Genomic DNA, 16,074 nt, shown 5'->3' on the forward strand with positions numbered 1-16,074 from the left:
TACAACGGCAATCTCGTTGGCAGCGCCCCAGGCACTGATCTCACGCTGCAGTCGCTCGAAGCCAGCTTCCACCAGGATCTGAACGGCGACGGCACGATCGGAATCCTGCCCTCCAGCAGTGTTGCAGTGGTCGGCGTGAAGGCTGTAACGCCGAGCGGGTCCGATCTGATCCTAGCGTCTTCCACATTCAGCGGAACCCTCTTCGGCAACATCGGTCCGCTATTCCAGGACAGCTTTCACTTCGCAGCCGACGGCCAGGGCGGCACGCTGATCTCCGGGACCTCGATCTCCGGCGCGGCGTCCTCATCGGTGTCGCTGCAGGGACATGACACCTTCGTGTTCGCCGAGCATTTCGGTCAGGTGACGGTCTCTGACTTCAATCCCGGCACCGACCAGATCGTGTTCAGCCAGAGCATCTTCGCGGAGCAGTCCGCACTGCAGGCCGCCATCCATGACGACGCGGCGGGCAACGCCGTCATCACCGATGCGGCACTCGACACCATCACCATCCAGCACGTGTCGGCGGCCGAGCTGCTGTCCCACCTGTCGAGCTTTCATCTGGTCTGAGACCGGGGCGGCATTCCGAGGGCCGCCCCTCATCGTCGTCGGCACCGGCGGGCGGTTTTCCGCCCGTCGCAGGACAGATAACGGCTCGCGCGAGGGCCGCTCTTGGCCTATACGGCGCTTCGACCGCCCAAGACCGTGAGTTCGATGTCCCTGCCCCGCTCCGCTTCGCCGCGCCGCCTGCTGTACGTGGCCAACGAGGACTACGCCTTCCTGATGCATCGCCTGCCGATGGCGCGCGCGGCGCGCGAGGCCGGCTACGAGGTGCATGTCGCGACCAACGTCAACGCCGGCGCCGCCGCGATCGCCGCCGAGCGGTTCGTGCTGCATCCGATCCCGTTCCGGCGCGGCGGGCTGTCGCCGTCATCAGCCCTGCCCACGATCCGCGCGATCCGCGCCGTCGAGGCTGCGATCAGGCCCGACGTGGTGCATCATTCCGGGCTGCAATCGAGCGTGCTCGGCTCGCTCGCCACGCTCGGACGCACCACGCCCGTCGTCAACGCCATGACCGGGCTCGGCTATGTCTTCACCTCGGCGAGCTGGCGCTCGCGCCTGCTCAAGCAGAGCCTGCTGTGGCTGCTGCCGCGGCTCATGAACCGGACACCGAGCTGCGTGCTGGTGCAGAATCCGGACGATCGCGAAGCACTTCAAGCCATGGGCGTCCGCGGCGACAAGATCACGCTGATCCCGGGGTCAGGCGTCGACACCGACCGCTTCCAGCCGCTGCCGGAACCGGACGGGCCGATCACCTTCGGTTTTGCAGGACGGCTGCTCACCGACAAGGGCGTGCGCGCCCTGGTCACTGCCCATCGCATGCTGCGCCAGCAGGGCCGCAGCGACCAGTTGCTGATCGCCGGCTCCCCCGATCCGGCCAATCCCGCCTCGGTCTCGGCCGAGGAGGTCGAGGCCTGGCGGAACGAACCCGGCATCACCCTGCTCGGCCAGATCAAGGACATCACCGAGCTCTGGCGGCGCTGCCACATCGCCGTGCTGCCATCGCATCGCGAAGGTCTTCCGGTGAGCCTGCTGGAGGCTGCCGCCTGTGGCCGGCCGCTGATCTCCACCGATGCGCCGGGCTGCCGCGAGATCGCGATCCATGGCCAGACCGGGCTCTCCGTGCCGGTCGAGGACGCGGCCGCGCTGGCGCAGGCCATGGCGGAACTGGCGACATCGCCGGAGTTGCGCGCGCGCTACGGCACGGCGGCCCGTCAACTGGTCGAGGACAAGCTCTCGGCCAGGATCATTGGCCGCTCGGTGGTGGCGCTCTATGACCGCCTCACCTCGGCGCCGGACGCGCGCGGATGATCGCCCATCCCACCGCAGTCCTCGCCGCCATCGCCGTGCTCGCGGCCGCGATGTGCGGTGTGCTGATCGTGCTGCTGCGCCCGGTGCTGCAGCGCTACGCACTGGCGCGGCCCAACGCGCGCTCGTCGCACAAGATCCCCACGCCGCAGGGCGCCGGCATAGCCGTGGTCGGCGCAACGCTCGTGGTCGGCGGCGCCTTTGCCTCCGCGATGGGCTTTGCACCGCTGCTGATGCTGTTCATCGCGTTGCCGATGCTGGCGCTGGTCGGCCTGGTCGACGACATCAGGCCGATCCCGGTGCTGCCGCGCTTGATCCTGCAGGGATTGGCCGTTGGCCTCGTCATATTCACCGCGCCTGACGATCTCAGGCTGTTTCCGATCCCGCTGGCGGTCGAGCGCACGCTGCTGCTGATCGCGGGCCTGTGGTTCGTCAACCTCGTCAACTTCATGGACGGGCTCGATTTGATGACCGTGGCTGAGGCGGTGCCGATCACGGCGACGCTCGTCCTGTTCGGCATCTCCGGTGAACTGCCCTGGCCGGCGACCGCCATCGCTGCGGCGCTGGGTGGCGCCATGCTCGGCTTTGCGCCCTTCAACCGTCCCGTCGCAAAGGTCTTTCTCGGCGATGTCGGCAGCCTGCCGATCGGGCTGCTGCTCGGCTGGGGCCTGCTCCATCTGGCCTGGCAGGGCTCCATCGCCGCTGCGCTGCTGCTGCCGCTGTATTATCTGATCGACGCCACCTTCACCCTGTTGCGGCGGATGGCACGGCGCGAGCCGTTCTGGGCGGCGCACCGCACGCATTTCTATCAACAGGCCACCGATAACGGCTTCACCGTCTCGCGCGTCGTCAGCGAGGTGTTCATCCTCAATGTCGTGCTTGCGACCCTCGCAGCCATCTCGGTCGCGCAGCGTTCCATGACGGTCGACGCCATCCTGCTCGTCTTCGGGCTCGGCGCCGTCACCTGGGTGCTGAGCCGCTTCTCGCGGCGGCGCCATTGAAGACTCAGGCCGCGCTCGAGCCGAACTCCGGCACCGCATCCTTCAGCACCGATTTGATCGTCACCGGATCATTGCGCGCGATCGCCTGATCGAGCGCCGCGATCCAGGCCTTCAGCGTCGGCATCGGCGGCTCGTTCGGGTTGGCGGCCATGATGCCGGCGACGCCGATCTCGACCGGCGGCTCCTCGCTCGCAAACAGGATCTCGTTCAGGCGCTCGCCCGGCCGGATGCCCGTGAACACGATCTCGACGTCGTACCCCGGCTGCAGGCCGGACAGGCGGATCATGCGCTCGGCGAGCTCGACGATGCGGACCGGCTGCCCCATGTTGAGCACGTAGACCGAGACATCCGGACGCTGCGGCGCCAGCGCATGCGAGGCTGCCGTGATCACCAGATCGCAGGCCTCGCGAATGGTCATGAAGTAGCGCACCATGTCCGGGTGCGTCACGGTCACCGGGCCGCCCGCCTCGATCTGCGCCTTGAACTTCGGCACCACCGAGCCGTTCGACGCCAGCACGTTGCCGAACCGCACCGAGATCAGCCGCATCGGCGGCCGTCCCGCCGGCCGGTCGGCGAGCTGGCGGTCCAGCGCCTGGCAGTACATTTCGGCGAAACGCTTGGTGAGACCGAGCATCGACACCGGCTCGATCGCCTTGTCGGTCGAGATCATCACCATCGCCTCGGCGCCCGAGGCCACCGCGGCATCGGCGACGTTGATCGAGCCGAAGATGTTGGTCTTGACGCCCTCGCTCCAGTCGCGCTCGAGGATCGGCACGTGCTTCAAGGCGGCGGCATGGAAGACCAGATCCGGCTTGAAATCGCCGATCAGCGCGAACACCCGGTCGCGATCGCGGATGTCGGCGATGCGCCCCTCGACGGCGACGGCAGCCTCGGGATCGGCCGCGAGCGCCTCGGTGATCGCGTAGAGCGCCGGCTCGGAATTCTCCAGAATGAGCAGCCGCGCCGCGCCGAATGCCACGACGCGCTGGCAGATCTCGGCGCCGATCGAGCCGCCACCGCCGGTCACCACGACGGCTTTGCCGCGCACCAGCGCTTCCAGCCGGCCGTAATCGATCTTCTCACTCGGCCGCAGCAGGAGGTCCTCGACCGCGACCGGCGCGAGCCGTGGCGCATCGCCGCTCTCCAGCGACGGCAGGCGGCTCACGATCAGGCGCAACCGGCGCGCCCGCATCAGGAAGGTCTCCGGATGGCAGTCCGGATCGAACGCCGTCGGCATCATCAGGGCGCGCGCGATCGGCCGGTCCCGCCGGGCAAAGTCGGCCGCGACATCCTCGACGTCGTCGATGCCACCCAGCACCGGCACGCCGCGAATCAATTGGCCGCGGTCGGCGGCCGACGGCGAGAGAATGCCGATCGGCCAGATCCGCTTGACCGCGCCGCTCTCGATGCCGCGCAGCACGACCTCGGCGTCGGCCGCACGGCCGATCAGGAGCGCGGGCGCCGCGTCCTCCGACCGCGCGTGCCGCCGGACCCGCGTGTAGCGGAAATAGCGATAGGCGAACCGCAGCGCGCTCAGCGCAAAGATCTCAAGGAACCAATAGAGAATGATCGTGAGCTTGCCGAAGAAGAACGTGCCGCGGACGTTGGGCGCAACGATAATGTAGTCGAGCACCAGCAGCGCCAGCGTCAGCACCGTCGCGACGCGGACGATGTTCAGCGCGTCCGGCAACGAGATGAACCGCCATTTCGTCGTCAGCAGGTTCGAGAAGTAGAAGACGACGAAGCTGAAGGCGATGAAATATGGCAGGATCTGAAAGAGCAGCGGCACCCGCTCCCAGAAGGTGCTGGCGCCCTCGAAGCGGATGTAGAACGCGGCGAACAGCGCGACGACGCTGACCAGGAGGTCATGCGCGGCAATCAGCATATTCCGATAGGTCAGTTGAGACGGACGCGTCATGGTTCGAGCGTCCCTTGCACCGTGTCAGCAGACGTCCGCAATTGCAGCACCATTCCGCCGGCCACGCCGACGCCGATGACATACATCCACCCCTCGTGGAAATCGAAGATGTGGGAGTTGAACAGCGAGGTGAAGATGTTCTGCACCACCACGAGCAGCCCGATCCAGGCCACGAGCCCGTCACCGCGGAACAGCAGAAGATGCGCCGCCCACATCGCGTAGAGAATCACGATCCCCAGCGCGCCCCATTGGACCGCGACGTAGAGCGTCTGGTTGTGCGGGTTGCCGACCACCTGGCTCGATGAGAGGTCGCGCGACCCGCTCGCGGCCAGCTCGAACAGGTGACGCGTCGAGCCCGAGCCGTGTCCGATCAGCGGCGCGTCGGCCAGGAACCGCAACGACTTGCGCCAGAATTCGAGCCGCTCGCCGATCGACGTCACGGCGCGATCGTTCCTGTAGTCCTGATATTGGCTCGTGAACGTCGCCACCTTGCCCTGCAATTGCGGGGACACGGTCCATGCCGCGAGGCCCAGCGCAAGGGTAACGGCCGCGATCAGCAGGTTGGCGCGCCATTTCAAGTGGATCAGCCCGAACACCGCGAGCAGGATCGGGATCGTCACCAGCGCGGTGCGCGACACCACGATGAAGATCATGTTGGCGAGGAACGCGACCATGATCGCGGTGAGCAGGCCCGCCGGCACGAAGCGGCGAGCACGCAGCAATTGGGCGATCGGATAGGCCAGCGCCACGGCGCAGAGCGAGAACTCCTGGCCCTGGTCGATGTAGTTCTTCACGAAGATGCCGCGATCGGCGTTGGCCTTGAGCGCAAGCGCCGGATTGAACGCGACCGCGGTCGACATCGCGACCATCAGCACGCAGGAGGCGAGAAACGCGGTGAAAACCCACAGCCCGCGCTCCGACCGCTGGAAATGATAGAGCAGCGCCGGCAGCACCAGGAGCTTCGCCGCCGGTCCCACCGCGTAGAACCGCGCGCCCCACGCCACGTCCGACCACAGCGTTCCGACCAGCGCCAGCAGGAACAGCGCGATCGGCGCCAGCGAGATCGGCCGCTTCAGGACCTGCAGCAGACGTTCGACGTCGAGAAACGGCAGCATCGTGATCAGCATGACCACGCCGAGGATCGATACCAGCGAGGTCGACCACGGCAGCGAGGCGGCCAGCAGAATGGCCACGACATCGACGGTCGTCCGCCACGCCGCCGGATCGCGCCAGCGGCTCGCCAGCAGCGCCGGGCCGGGATGACCTGCCAGCGTGCTCATCGCGCCTCGCTCCGGGCGCGATCGACCAGCGCCGTCGTGCTGTGCCCTTTCAGGATGTCGATCAGGATCACCTCACCGCCGCCGGCCTCGACGACCTCGTGCCCCACCACCTGCTCGCGCGTGTAGTCGCCGCCCTTGACCAGGACGCTCGGCCGGACCAGCTCGATCAGGCGCAGCGGCGTGTCCTCCGCGAAGATGGCGACGAGATCCACCGCCTCGAGCGCGGCCAGCACCTCGGCGCGCGCGCGCTCGTCCTGCACGGGACGGCTCTCGCCCTTCAGCCGCTTGACGGAAGCATCGCTGTTCAGACCGACCACGAGACGGTCGCAGGCGGCGCGCGCCGCGGTCAGCACCTTGACGTGGCCGGGATGCAGAATGTCGAAGCAGCCGTTGGTGAAGCCGACGCGCAGGCCCTCTCCCCGCCATCCCTCGACACGGGCGGCGAGTTCGTCGTCGCTCTCGATGATCTTCTCCTCGGCCGCGCGATAGGCATGCGGCAGGATCTTTCGGCGCAGTTCGGCCGACGTCACGCTGGCGGTGCCCTGCTTGCTGACGGCCACAGCCGCCGCGGCGCTCGCCATCCGCAACGAATCCTCCCAGGCGGCGCCCGCCGCGAGCGTCGCGGCAAGCACGGCGACGACCGTGTCGCCGGCGCCGGAGACGTCGCGCACCTTCACGGGATAGGCCGGCACGTGAATCGGATCGCCCTCGCGCGGGACCAGCGTCATGCCGCGCTCGCTCTGCGTCACCAGGATCGCCTCGCAGTCGGCGAGATAGATCGCATCCTGCGCGGCCGCGGCGATCTCGTGATCGGTCTCGGCCCGGCTGCGGGTCGCTTCCGAAAACTCCTTGCGGTTCGGCGTCAGCACGCTCGCGCCGCGATAGATCGCGAGATTGGCGCTCTTGGGATCGACGATGACGCGCTTGCCGGCCTTGCGCGTCGCGTCGATGACGTTGCGCAGCACGCGCGCCGTCAGCACGCCCTTGGCGTAGTCGGACAGCAGCACGATGTCGGCCCGTGCGATCAGCGGCAGGATGGCCTCGATCAGCTTCTGCTCGATCTCGCCGGACGCCGGTGCGGCGCGCTCCCAGTCGGCGCGCAGCATGTGGGTGGAGAAATGTTCGGAGACGAAGCGCACCTTGCGCGTCGTCGGGCGCGAAGGATCGCGCACCAGCACGCTCTCGATGCCAGCTTCCCTGGCGAGCTCGGCCTCGAGCTGGCCGCCAGCCGCATCCTGCCCGACAAGGCCGACGAAGATGCAGCGGGCACCGAGCGCGGCGATGTTGCGCGCGACGTTGCCGGCGCCGCCGATATTGGTCTCGCTGCGCTGGACCGCGATCACCGGCGCCGGGGCCTCGGGGGAAATCCGCGACACCTCGCCATAGACGAACTCGTCCAGCATGAGGTCGCCGATGCACAGCACCGTCTGGCGGGCGATCGCTTGCGAGAGATCGTCAAAGTCGAACATCAGCGGCAGTCTCGGTGCAATGGTCGGAACCAGATCGTCTAGCGGAAGCGGTCGGAGGAATCGAGATAATCTCGGACATAACCGGCGACCGCATCCTCGAGCGACGTGAAGCCGCCGTTGTAGCCGGCGGCCAACAGCCGGTCGACGTTGCTCTGGGTGAAGTACTGGTAGCTGCCGCGAATCGCTTCGGGCATGTCGATGTACTCGATCCGCGGCGTCGCACCGAGCGTGGCATAGGCCGCGAGCATCATGTCCTTGAAGCTGCGCGCCCGGCCCGTGCCGACGTTGAACAGGCCCGACACGGAGGGAGAAGCCAACAGCCACAGCATCACGCGAACGACGTCGTCGACATGGATGAAGTCGCGGCGCTGGTCGCCATCGGCGATGCCTTCGCGGTGCGACTTGAACAGCTGCAAGGTGTGCCCGGCCTTGATGTCGTCGAAGCGTCGGGTCAGCACGCTCATCATCGATCCCTTGTGGTACTCGTTGGGACCGAACACGTTGAAGAACTTCAACCCGGCATATTGCGGCGGCAGCCGCTCGCCGCGCTCGGCGCGCGCAGCGACCGCCATGTCGAACAGATGCTTGCTCCAGCCGTAGAGATTCATCGGCCGCAGCGTCCTCAGCGCGGTGAGCGACGGATCATCGACGAAGCCCTGCGCGCCGTCGCCATAGGTCGCCGCCGACGAGGCGTAGATGAACGGCGTGGTGTTCGCCGTACACCAATCGAGCAGCCGCAGCGAACTGCGGAAGTTGCGCTCCATCACCAGGTCGCCGTCGACCACCGTGGTCGCGGAGATCGCGCCCATGTGCAGGACGGCCTCGAGCCTGCGACCCTTCAGCCAGGCGTCCAGATCGGATGGCGGCACGACGTCCGCCAGTTGCCGCTTGGCGAGGTTGCGCCACTTGCCCTCGCTGCCGAGCGTGTCGCAGACGACGACATCGGTGCGGCCCGCATCGTTCAGCGCCGCAACCAGATTCGATCCGATAAACCCGGCGCCGCCGGTCACCAGCAACATTCAGCAACCCGTCCTGATCCCGAAAACCCCGGCCCTCGCGTAGCGCATGCGACGGCAAAGTGTAAGCGCTTTGGTGACGGCCCGCTCGGCCCACTTTACGTGCGGCGGCCGAGCGGCTACCAGCGCGCCTGAGCCAGGCAGACAAAGAATGAATTCGAATTCGACCAAGGTGGAGGTGGACACCGCGGACACCAGCCCTATCCTGATCATTCCCTATATGTGGATCGGCGATTTCGTGCGCGGCCATACCGTGGTGCGGGTGCTCAAGGAGCGCTGGCCGAACCGGCCGGTCGACCTGCTGGTGACCTCGCTCTGCGCCCCGCTGGTGGATTACATGCCCGGCGTCCGCTCCGGCATCGTCTGGGACCTGCCGCGCAGCCGGCTGGCGCTCGGCCGGCAATGGCAGCTCGCTGCGATGTTGCGCGAACGCCACTATCGGACCGCCCTGGTGATGCCGCGGACCTGGAAATCGGCGCTGGCGCCCGCGCTCGCCGGCATCCCCGAGCGCGTGGGCTTCGTCGGCGAGGTCCGCTTCGGCCTGCTCAACCGCTGGCGCTGGGGCGAGAAAGCGCTCCCCCGCTTCATCGACAAGAATGCCGCGCTGGCGCTGCCCGACCGGGCGCCGCTGCCGCCGGAATGGCCCGTCCCGCAGCTGCGGGTGCCTCAGGACGACGTCGCACGCTGGCGCGAGGCCCATGGCCTGGGGAACCGCCCGGCCGTAGCACTGGCTCCGGGGTCGGTGGGCGCCGCCAAGCGCTGGCCTTTTTACGGCGAGGCGGCCCGGCTGCTGCGCGAGGCCGGCCTCGACGTCTGGGTGGTCGGCGGCCCAGGCGAGAAGGCGCTGGCCGCCGAGATCGTCGCCACCGGCGGCCCTGCCGTCCGGGACCTGACCGGAACCGACCTGCGCAACGGCATCCTGGCCATGGCCGCGGCCGGCGTCGCCATCTCCAATGATTCGGGGCTCATGCACATCGCCGCGGCGCTGGGGACGCCGACCATGGGCATCTTCGGCCCGACCAGCCCGTACCATTGGGCGCCGCTGAACGGCCTCGCGGCGACGGTCCAGACCAGGACCCAGCTCCCATGCCAGCCCTGCCACCGGCCAGTCTGCAGGATGAACGACCACCGCTGCATGCGCGAGATTCCGGCAACCGACGTCGCCGCCATCGCCCAGCGGGTCCTTGCCGATGCGGCGATACCGGTCGCGCCCTAGCTTGCGGAGCGGCACCGCGCCCCATACACCGGCCCTGACGTAACCCGAGCCGCCACCGTGACCCGCGCATCCGACCCGATCGCCAGCCATCTCGCCCGCTCCCGCGCCGCCATGGAGCGCGCGGCCGACGATGCCGCGATGCTCGCCTGCGCCGGGCGGATCGCTGCGACTATCATCGCTGCGCTGCGCGGCGGCCACAAGCTGCTTATCGTCGGCAACGGCGGCAGCGCGGCGGATGCGCAGCACATCGCCGCCGAGATCGTCGGCCGCTACAAGCAGGAGCGGCCGGCTTATGCCGCGATCGCGCTGACCACCGACACCTCGGCGCTGACCGCGATTGGCAACGACTACGGCTTCGATCACGTCTTCGCCCGCCAGGTCGAAGGGCTCGGCGCGCCCGGCGACGTGCTGCTGGCGATCTCGACCTCCGGCCGGTCGCCGAGCATCCTCAACGCGCTGCGCAAGGCCCGTGAGCGCGGACTGAGCACGGTCGGCTTCACCGGCGCCAAGGGCCTCGCGATGGGCGAATTGTGCGACGAGTTGCTGGTCGCGCCGAGCGACGACACGCCGCTGATCCAGCAGATCCACCTCGCCACCGCGCATGGCATCTGCGAGGTGATCGAGGCGACGCTGATGCGGGACGAGGGCTAGATGACGACCGATCAGCTCAAGCCGGCGGCGTTTCTCGACCGCGACGGCGTCATCAATCACGACGACAATTACATCGGCTCGCCCGATCGGATCCGCTGGATGCCGAATGTGGCCAATGCGATCCGGCGGCTCAACGACTCCGGCTATCACGTCTTCCTGTTCACCAACCAGTCCGGCGTGGCGCGCGGGCTGTTCTCGGAGGACGACGTTCTCAGCCTGCACGACTGGATGCGGGCCGAGCTCGCGGCGCAGGGGGCCGTCATCGACGACATCCGCTACTGCCCCTATCACACCGAAGGCTCGGTCGAGCGCTATCTGCGCGAGCATCCCTGGCGCAAGCCGGCGCCGGGCATGATCCTCGATTTGATGCAGCACTGGCCGATCCGGCGCGAGGGCAGCTTCGTGATCGGCGATCGCGCCTCCGACATCGCCGCGGCCGAAGCCGCCGGCCTGCCTGGCTTCCTGTTCGCCGGCGGCGACCTCGACGCGTTCGTCGCCGACATCATCGCTCAGACCAGTCCGCGATAGACGGCGGCGATCTTGTCGGCCTCGACCTCGAGGCTGAACCTCTCCACTACGCGCTGCCGCGCCCGCTCGCCCATCTCCCGCGCCGCCGCCGGATCCTGCATGAGCGGCTCCAGCGCCGCGACCAGCGCATCGACATCGCCCGGCGGCACCAGCACGCCGGTGACGCCCTCCTCCACCACGATCTCCGCCGCGCCGGCGCGCGCTGCGACGAGCGCTGCGCCTGCCGCCATCGCCTCGATCAAGGTCAGGCCAAAACCTTCGTTGCGCGAGGTGAAGGCGTAGATCGTCAGGCGCTGGTACCAGCGCTGCACCTCGGCGATGTCGAGCTCGCCGGTGATGACGATGCGCTGCTCCAGGCCGGCGGCGGCGATCTGCTTCTTCAACTCGCTCGCAAACGGCATCTGCTCGGGCGTCACGGCGCCGACCAGCACGGCGGCAAAATCGGGATAGCGCGGCAGCAGCCGGCACATGGCGGCGACGAACACGTCGCTGCCCTTCTGTGCACGGACGCGGCCGAAGCAGCCGATGGCGTATTTGCCCGGCAGGCCGCTCTCGGCGAAGGCCGCGGCGCGATCCACCGGCGGCGCATAGATCTCGGTGTCGACGCCGTGCGTCACCACCGTCGCTTCGCGTTTGAGATAGGACGCCGAGATGTCGCTGGTGGCGATGATCGCGTCCATGCGGCGGATCAGCCAGCGCGTGATCCAGCTGTGATGGCGCTGCGCGGCCGAGGTGAACACCAGCTTCAACGGCCAGCCTAGCGCCCGCAACAACACGCCGACGATCATCTCGTCGTTGCGGCGCGCGTGCCAGATCAGCGGCCGCCGCCGGCCCCACAGCTTGAACAGATCGGCCGCTCCGATCCGCGCAATCCCCTCCGGCGCGTAGGAGCCGAGCCATGCCGCGCGCACGCGCTGCGCCAGCTTCGGCGCCACCATCCGGTTGGTCGCGGTCACGCCGGAATAGCGCCGGTGCAGGTTGGGCACGATGACGTCGAGATCGGCGGCAGAAACAGACTCGGCTTGCACTACTCACTCCAATTGCAGCGGTTCCCTATACGCAACATTAAGCATCGCCGCCAGTTCGCTATGCACGCAACAGGTCCTTCATTTCGCGGGCGTTAGTCTGCGGCAAAACAAACAGGGATCGCGTCAAACAATGACCGTGCTCGTGACCGGCGGCGCCGGCTATATCGGCAGCCACATGGTGCTCGCGCTGGCGGAAGCCGGCGAAAGCGTCGTGGTGATCGACAACCTCTCGACCGGCTTCTCCGCCTTCGTGCCCGACGGCGTGCCGCTGTTCATCGGCGATGCCGGCGACGAAAATCTCGTGGACGGCGTCATCAGCCAGCACGGCGTCGACAGCATCATCCATCTGGCGGGCTCGGTCGTGGTGCCGGAATCGGTGCGCGATCCGCTGCTCTACTACCGCAACAACACCATGACCACGCGCAGCCTGTTGAATGCGGCAGTCGCGCGCGGCGTCAGCCGCTTCGTGTTCTCCTCGACCGCCGCGGTCTACGGCAATCCGGACGAGGTTCCGGTGCCCGAGAGCGCGCCGACCCGTCCGACCTCGCCCTACGGCACCTCTAAGCTGATGGCCGAGATCATCCTGCACGACGTGGCGTCGGCGCATGACCTCAACTACGTGGTGCTGCGCTACTTCAACGTCGCCGGCGCCGATCCGTTCGGACGCAGCGGGCTTGCGACCGTCGGCGCGACGCATCTGATGAAGATCGCGATGGAGGTCGCCACCGGCCAGCGCGCCAAGATCGACATCTTCGGCACCGACTATCCGACCCCCGACGGCACCTGCGTCCGCGACTTCATCCATGTCTGCGATCTCGCCCAGGTGCACCGCTCCGCGCTGGCCTATCTGCGCACCGGTGGCGGCTCGGTCACGCTGAATTGTGGGTACGGCCGCGGCTATTCCGTGCTCGAGACCATCGAGGCCGTCCGGCGCGTCTCCGGCCGCGCCATTCCCGTCCAATACGCGCCGCGCCGCCCCGGCGACATCATGAGCATGGTCGCCGACACCAGCCGTTTGAAGGCGCTGCTCGACTGGACCCCGACCTATGACGATCTGGAGACGATCGCCGCCCACGCGCTGGCCTGGGAGGAGAAACTGTTCCTGGAACGCCACAGCGGCGCGCTGCAGCGGGCCTCGGCCTAGAATCAAGCACTTAGCCGGAGGCCGGGGGGCTTGAAAAAGCCGCCCCGAGCGGGCAAGCACACTTGGCCGCCCGGCGATTTGCCCCGGCGGCCAGGGACCAGAATGGCCGACTTTCCGAAGAAGATCACCGACGATCCCTATGGCGCCGCGATCCTGATCCGCCGCCTCGTGATGGAACAGGGCCTCGCCTACTGGCGCCGCTATCTCACCGCCTTCGCGCTGATGGCGGTGGCGGCCGGAGCGAGCGCCGCGGCGACCTACGTTCTCGGCCAGGTCATCAACAAGGCCTATGTCGAGAAGAGCATCCCGGGCATCGTCGTGCTCTCCGGCGTCACGGTGCTGCTGCTGTTCGTCAAGGGCGTGACCACCTACGGCTACGCCGTCATCCTGTCGAAGATCTCCAACGCCATCCTCGCCAACAATCAGCGGCAGCTGTTCGCCAAGCTGATGAACGAGAGCGTCGGCTTCTTCTCCGAGCGCCATTCGTCGGAGTTCCTGGCGCGGCTCACGTCCGGGGCCAAGTCGATCACCGACATCCTCAACATGCTGATCAACGCCATCGGGCGCGATCTCGTGACCCTGATCGCCATGATCGGCGTGATGGTCATGCAGGATCCCTGGATGTCGCTGCTCGGCCTGCTCGTGGTGCCGCCGGCGATGCTGGTGCTGCGCAAGCTCGTCAAGCGCATCAAGGGCCTCGCCTACAACCAGTTCACCGGCACCGCCGACATCCTCGAGACGATGCAGGAATCGCTGCAGGGCATCCGCACCGTCAAGGCGTTCACGCTCGAAGACACGATGCGCGCGCGGATCGACGAGAACATCGCCGTGGTCGAGCGCAACGCCAACAAGATGGCCCGCGTCTCCAACCGCTCCAACCCGCTGATGGAGATGCTCGGCGGCTTCGCCGTCGCCGGCTGCCTGATGTATGCCGGCTACTCGGTGGTCGCGCTCAACGCCACGCCGGGCCAGTTCTTCTCGTTCATGATCGCCTTCCTGATGGCGACCGAGCCGGCGAAGCGGCTGGCGCGGCTCAACATCGACCTCAACAGCCAGCTCGTCGGCGCCCGCATGCTGCTCGAGGTGGTCGACAGCCCCGCCAGCGAGCAGCCCGACGACGACAAGCCGGCGCTGAAGCTCAGCGACGCCAAGATCGAGCTGCGCGACGTCTCCTTCGCCTATCGCGGCAACGAGACGGTGCTCAACCGCATGAGTTTTGTCGCCGAGCCCGGTAAGGTCACCGCGCTGGTCGGCCCGTCCGGCGGCGGCAAGTCGACGGTGCTGGCGCTGCTGCTGCGGTTCTACGAGGCGACCGCGGGCGACATCCTGATCGACGGCCAGTCGATCTCTCAAGTGTCGCGCCGTAGCTTGCGCGCGCAGGCCGCTTATGTCGGCCAGGACGTCTATCTGTTCCGCGACTCGATCCGCGCCAACATCGCCTTCGGCAAGCCCGGCGCCACCGAGGCCGAGATCATCGAGGCGGCGAAGGCGGCCTGCGCGCACGATTTCATCATGGGCTTCCCGCTCGGCTACGACACGCCGGTCGGCGAGCACGGCACCCAGCTCTCCGGCGGCCAGCGCCAGCGCATCGCGGTCGCCCGCGCCCTGATCCGCAATGCCCCGATCATCCTGCTCGACGAGGCCACCGCGGCGCTGGATTCCGAATCCGAGCGCCAAGTGCAGGAGGCGATCGAGCATCTCTGCCAGAACCGCACCACCATCGTCATCGCGCATCGCCTGCACACCATCATGAACGCCGACGCCATCCTCGTCGTCGAGGCCGGCGAAATCGTCGAGCGCGGCCGGCATGACGATCTGTTGCGCCGTGGCGGCCGCTATGCTTCGTTCTTCCGCCTGCAACAGCGCGACATGGGGCCGAACGTCATCCCCATGACCGCAACTTCGTGACCGCGACATCCTGAAAAGCCCATTTCACCGCATCGAGACCTTTCATGAGCGCCTCCACCGTCATCCCGGCCTTTCCGCAGCCCTCTCTTCCTGTCGTCGGCGAAGCCGGTGTCTTCCCGGTCCGCCGCATCTGGTGCGTCGGCCGCAACTATCTCGAGCACATCCGCGAGATGGGCAATGACGAGCGGGACCCGCCGTTCTTCTTCGCCAAGCATGCCGACATGCTGGCGCCCGAGGGCGCCGTGATCCCCTACCCGCCGCTGACGCAGGACATGCATCACGAGGTCGAGCTGGTGGTCGCGCTGAAGAGCGGCGGCCTGAACATTCCGACCGACAAGGCGCTCGACCACGTCTACGGCTACGCCGTCGGCATCGACCTCACCCGCCGCGACCTGCAGCTCGCCTCGCGCAAGATGCAGCGCCCCTGGGAGGTCGGCAAATCCTTCGACCATTCCGCGCCTTGCTCCGCCGTGGTGCCCGCGGCCAAGATCGGCCATCCGTCGAAGGGCAAGATCTGGCTGTCGGTCAACGGCACCGAGCGGCAGACCGGCGACCTCTCCGAGCTGATCTGGAACGTGCCGGAGATCATCTGGAAGCTGTCCCAGCAGGTCGAGCTCGCCGCCGGCGACATCATCATGACCGGCACCCCCGCCGGCGTCGCGGCCGTGGTGGCCGGCGACAAGATCGAATGCGGCGTCGACGGCGTCGGCACGCTGAAGGTGAGCATCGGGCCAGCGGCGAAGTAAGCCGCCAACGCCTCCAAGCTTCGAACGACAAAAAGGCCGCGCCCCGCGCGGCCTTTTTCATTGGGGGCAAGTCGCCGAGAGCACGAACACGCCCGCCGCTCTGGCGGCCCGGTCCCCTCGCGGCGGGCAATCCGAACTGACGATCGGCGTGCTGCGCTCGCCTCTTTCCAGGTCGTCATGGCCGGGCTTGTCCCGGCCATCCACGTCGCTCGGCATGCGCAGGACGACGTGGATGCCCGGGACAAGCCCACGGCTGTCCGGTTCAGACAGACTGGACATGGTGCATGGCGTGGATTCTTCTGC

The 16,074-nt window shown here is 67.7% G+C and carries 14 protein-coding genes and 1 pseudogene; 9 read left to right on the forward strand and 6 right to left on the reverse strand.

Annotated elements, in window-relative coordinates; genetic code table 11:
* From ACQR1F_RS31845 to ACQR1F_RS31855, 3 genes and pseudogenes are all read left to right on the forward strand, one after another.
* Positions 1-567 (forward strand): annotated as a pseudogene (locus ACQR1F_RS31845) (NF038122 family metalloprotease); the annotation flags it as partial.
* Positions 568-711: 144 nt separating this feature from the next.
* Entirely contained in the window at positions 712-1,869 is a 1,158-nt protein-coding gene (locus tag ACQR1F_RS31850) for a glycosyltransferase family 4 protein (protein WP_434914532.1), read from the forward strand.
* Complete coding sequence (locus tag ACQR1F_RS31855; protein ID WP_434914533.1) at positions 1,866-2,867, forward strand: glycosyl transferase; 1,002 nt, start codon at positions 1,866-1,868, stop codon at positions 2,865-2,867. Before ACQR1F_RS31850 ends, ACQR1F_RS31855 begins: the two co-directional genes overlap by 4 nt.
* A gap of 4 nt (positions 2,868-2,871) precedes the next feature.
* Here ACQR1F_RS31855 and ACQR1F_RS31860 read toward each other — a convergent pair whose 3' ends face one another.
* Genes ACQR1F_RS31860 through rfaD form a run of 4 tightly spaced genes read right to left on the reverse strand, consistent with a single transcriptional unit; the run spans position 2,872 to position 8,553 of the window.
* Complete coding sequence (locus ACQR1F_RS31860) at positions 2,872-4,785, reverse strand: polysaccharide biosynthesis protein (protein WP_315803507.1); 1,914 nt, start codon at positions 4,783-4,785, stop codon at positions 2,872-2,874.
* A complete protein-coding gene (locus tag ACQR1F_RS31865) occupies positions 4,782-6,065 on the reverse strand; it encodes an O-antigen ligase family protein (protein ID WP_434880969.1) in 1,284 nt (427 codons plus the stop codon). The genes ACQR1F_RS31860 and ACQR1F_RS31865 overlap by 4 nt, the downstream gene beginning before the upstream one ends.
* Positions 6,062-7,534 carry a D-glycero-beta-D-manno-heptose-7-phosphate kinase gene (gene rfaE1, locus ACQR1F_RS31870; protein WP_434880968.1) on the reverse strand — a complete coding sequence of 491 codons (1,473 nt, stop codon included), beginning with the start codon at positions 7,532-7,534 and terminating at the stop codon, positions 6,062-6,064. Before rfaE1 ends, ACQR1F_RS31865 begins: the two co-directional genes overlap by 4 nt.
* Positions 7,535-7,572: 38 nt before the next feature.
* Entirely contained in the window at positions 7,573-8,553 is a 981-nt protein-coding gene (rfaD, locus tag ACQR1F_RS31875) for an ADP-glyceromanno-heptose 6-epimerase (protein ID WP_316218676.1), read from the reverse strand.
* A 148-nt stretch (positions 8,554-8,701) separates the two neighbouring features.
* Between rfaD and waaF the strand changes: the two genes are divergently transcribed.
* Genes waaF through ACQR1F_RS31890 form a run of 3 tightly spaced genes read left to right on the forward strand, consistent with a single transcriptional unit; the run spans position 8,702 to position 10,945 of the window.
* Complete coding sequence (gene waaF / locus ACQR1F_RS31880; protein WP_434880967.1) at positions 8,702-9,766, forward strand: lipopolysaccharide heptosyltransferase II; 1,065 nt, start codon at positions 8,702-8,704, stop codon at positions 9,764-9,766.
* A 57-nt stretch (positions 9,767-9,823) separates the two neighbouring features.
* The gene (locus ACQR1F_RS31885) at positions 9,824-10,417 is read left to right on the forward strand and encodes a D-sedoheptulose 7-phosphate isomerase (protein ID WP_434880966.1); all 594 of its coding nucleotides are present in this window, start codon (positions 9,824-9,826) and stop codon (positions 10,415-10,417) included.
* Positions 10,418-10,945: a D-glycero-alpha-D-manno-heptose-1,7-bisphosphate 7-phosphatase gene (locus ACQR1F_RS31890; protein ID WP_316218673.1), complete on the forward strand. Its 528-nt coding sequence runs from the start codon at positions 10,418-10,420 to the stop codon at positions 10,943-10,945. It abuts the gene before it with no gap.
* On the opposite strand, the gene ACQR1F_RS31895 is transcribed toward ACQR1F_RS31890, so the two are convergent.
* The gene (locus ACQR1F_RS31895) at positions 10,927-11,973 is read right to left on the reverse strand and encodes a glycosyltransferase family 4 protein (RefSeq protein WP_434880965.1); all 1,047 of its coding nucleotides are present in this window, start codon (positions 11,971-11,973) and stop codon (positions 10,927-10,929) included. The two genes, ACQR1F_RS31890 and ACQR1F_RS31895, sit on opposite strands and share 19 nt — an antisense overlap.
* Positions 11,974-12,103: 130 nt before the next feature.
* Here ACQR1F_RS31895 and galE point away from each other — a divergent pair, with 130 nt between their 5' ends.
* The 3 genes from galE (at position 12,104) to ACQR1F_RS31910 (ending at position 15,771) form a co-directional block, all read left to right on the forward strand.
* Entirely contained in the window at positions 12,104-13,117 is a 1,014-nt protein-coding gene (gene galE, locus ACQR1F_RS31900) for a UDP-glucose 4-epimerase GalE (RefSeq protein WP_315803515.1), read from the forward strand.
* Positions 13,118-13,219: 102 nt separating this feature from the next.
* On the forward strand, positions 13,220-15,025 hold the full coding sequence (locus ACQR1F_RS31905; RefSeq protein WP_434914534.1) for an ABC transporter ATP-binding protein: 1,806 nt from the start codon (positions 13,220-13,222) through the stop codon (positions 15,023-15,025).
* A gap of 44 nt (positions 15,026-15,069) precedes the next feature.
* Positions 15,070-15,771: a fumarylacetoacetate hydrolase family protein gene (locus ACQR1F_RS31910; RefSeq protein ID WP_434896381.1), complete on the forward strand. Its 702-nt coding sequence runs from the start codon at positions 15,070-15,072 to the stop codon at positions 15,769-15,771.
* Positions 15,772-15,828: 57 nt separating this feature from the next.
* Here ACQR1F_RS31910 and ACQR1F_RS31915 read toward each other — a convergent pair.
* Positions 15,829-16,074, reverse strand: a 246-nt coding sequence (locus ACQR1F_RS31915) for a hypothetical protein (RefSeq protein WP_434914535.1), incomplete at its 5' end; no start/stop codon positions are given.

The organism is Bradyrhizobium sp. HKCCYLS3013, assembly GCF_051167615.1.
Lineage (GTDB): Bacteria > Pseudomonadota > Alphaproteobacteria > Rhizobiales > Xanthobacteraceae > Bradyrhizobium.

Bases quoted from the DNA above. Each gene is read 5' to 3' on its own strand.
- ACQR1F_RS31850 (WP_434914532.1), top strand. From the start codon at position 712: ATGTCCCTGCCCCGCTCCGCTTCGCCGCGCCGCCTGCTGTACGTGGCC.
- ACQR1F_RS31855 (WP_434914533.1), top strand. From the start codon at position 1,866: ATGATCGCCCATCCCACCGCAGTCCTCGCCGCCATCGCCGTGCTCGCG.
- ACQR1F_RS31860 (WP_315803507.1), bottom strand. From the start codon at position 4,785: ATGACGCGTCCGTCTCAACTGACCTATCGGAATATGCTGATTGCCGCG.
- ACQR1F_RS31865 (WP_434880969.1), bottom strand. From the start codon at position 6,065: ATGAGCACGCTGGCAGGTCATCCCGGCCCGGCGCTGCTGGCGAGCCGC.
- rfaE1 (WP_434880968.1), bottom strand. From the start codon at position 7,534: ATGTTCGACTTTGACGATCTCTCGCAAGCGATCGCCCGCCAGACGGTG.
- rfaD (WP_316218676.1), bottom strand. From the start codon at position 8,553: ATGTTGCTGGTGACCGGCGGCGCCGGGTTTATCGGATCGAATCTGGTT.
- waaF (WP_434880967.1), top strand. From the start codon at position 8,702: ATGAATTCGAATTCGACCAAGGTGGAGGTGGACACCGCGGACACCAGC.
- ACQR1F_RS31890 (WP_316218673.1), top strand. From the start codon at position 10,418: ATGACGACCGATCAGCTCAAGCCGGCGGCGTTTCTCGACCGCGACGGC.
- galE (WP_315803515.1), top strand. From the start codon at position 12,104: ATGACCGTGCTCGTGACCGGCGGCGCCGGCTATATCGGCAGCCACATG.
- ACQR1F_RS31905 (WP_434914534.1), top strand. From the start codon at position 13,220: ATGGCCGACTTTCCGAAGAAGATCACCGACGATCCCTATGGCGCCGCG.
- ACQR1F_RS31910 (WP_434896381.1), top strand. From the start codon at position 15,070: ATGAGCGCCTCCACCGTCATCCCGGCCTTTCCGCAGCCCTCTCTTCCT.